Consider the following 1,608-nt stretch of genomic DNA (forward strand, 5'->3'; position numbering starts at 1 on the left):
CGCGTACGTCCCCCTGGATCTGGTGGTGGAGGCGCTGCGCACGTCCGACGAGCCCGTCGACTGGCTGGTGATGCCGCACCTCGGACAGCCGGAGGCGAGGTCGTCGGGCTCGCTCGCTCGGACGCCTCGGCCACGGCCCTCACGAAGGCCGGGGCGGACACGGTGCCCGGCACCCTCGACGACGTCGACGTCCTGCGCGGGGCGGCCGAGGCGTCGGACGGCGTGATCCACCTCGCGTTCAAGCACGAGCTCGCGTTCTCCGGCGGCTTCCAGGACGCCGCCGACGCGGACCGCCGTACCGTCGAGGCGCTCGGCGAGGCCCTCGCGGGTTCCGGGCGACCGCTGCTCATCGCGTCGGGGCTGATCGGGCTGGCCACGGGCCGCCTGAGCACAGAGGACGACGGCAGGACTTCCGACGACCTCTCCGCGCTGCCGAGCGGCCCGCGGACACGGATGGGCACCGCCCAGGTGACCCTCGCCCTCGCCGACCGCAACGTCCGCTCGTCCGTCGTACGGCTCCCCCCGACCGTGCACGGCGACGGTGACAACGGATTCGTGGCAGCCCTGATCGGTATCGCCCGCGACAAGGGCGTCTCCGGTTACATCGGCGACGGCTCTCAGCGCTGGCCGGCCACGCACCGCGACGACGCCGCGCGGCTGTTCCGCCTCGCCCTGGAGGGCGCGCCGGCCGGGTCGGTCCTCCACGCGAGTGCCGAGGACGGCGTTCCGATCCGTTCGATCGCCGAGATCATCGGCCGCCACCTGGACGTACCCACCCGCTCGATCCCGCCCGAGGAGGCCGCCGACCACTTCAGCTGGCTGTCAGGATTCATCGGCCTCGACAGCCCGGCCTCCAGCGAGCGGACCCGCGCCCTGCTGGGCTGGAGCCCGACCGGGCCGGGCCTGGTCGAGGACCTGGACATGGGGCACTACTTCCGAAGCGGCGGGCAGTAGGAGCGGCCGACTCGGGGAGAGACGGCCCTCGTATCGGACCGGCGGAACAGAGCGCGGCGCGCCACCTTGCGGGACCACGGGGCCGGAACTGCAACTGGCACCGATCTCCAGGACGGCAACCGCCCACCCTCCCTCCTCCGGATGCCACCACTGCACCCTCCCGACGCTGCGATCCAGCCGAAACCAGGGCACATTGACAGATATGCCCCTCTCGTTGCATCACATCGTCATCGACGCACACGACCTCCCCTCACAGGCTCGCTTCTGGGCCGAGGTGCTGGGCTGGCGGATCCTCTCCGAGCGGGAGCGGGAGGTCGTGATCGGGCCGGACGAGACGGCACCGGTGGGCATCTGCTTCATGCCGGTCACGGACCGAAAGGCCGTCAAGAACCGTCTGCACCTGGACCTGACGTCCGCGGCGGAGGACCGGGAGGCGGAGATCGAGCGGGTCCTCGCCCTCGGGGCCCGCAGGGCGGACGTGGGCCAGACGGGCAAGGAATCATGGACCGTGCTGACCGACCCCGAGGGGAACGAGTTCTGCGTGGTACGCCCGAAGGCGACCCTCATCGGCTAGTGCCTGTCTGACAATTCGCGTCGTCGCCCGAAGGGCGGCCCGGCGGCGTCAGGTGCGTGCTCTCGGCGTGCCGGCCCCAG

Annotated in this window: 2 protein-coding genes; both read left to right on the forward strand. The window is 71.9% G+C overall.

Annotated features, from left to right (window positions below; all coding sequences use genetic code 11):
• Positions 1-60: 60 nt before the first annotated feature.
• Positions 61-954 carry an SDR family oxidoreductase gene (locus tag ACWEBX_RS40365; protein WP_451889671.1) on the forward strand — a complete coding sequence of 298 codons (894 nt, stop codon included), beginning with the start codon at positions 61-63 and terminating at the stop codon, positions 952-954.
• 202 nt (positions 955-1,156) lie between these two features.
• Positions 1,157-1,528 (forward strand): VOC family protein, encoded by a 372-nt coding sequence (locus ACWEBX_RS40370; protein WP_451889670.1) that lies wholly within the window; start codon positions 1,157-1,159, stop codon positions 1,526-1,528.
• Positions 1,529-1,608 lie beyond the last annotated feature (80 nt).

The sequence above is a fragment of the Streptomyces sp. NPDC005070 genome (assembly GCF_053600395.1).

Coding starts and splice junctions, on each gene's coding strand:
- ACWEBX_RS40370 (WP_451889670.1), top strand. CDS start 1,157: ATGCCCCTCTCGTTGCATCACATCGTCATCGACGCACACGACCTCCCC.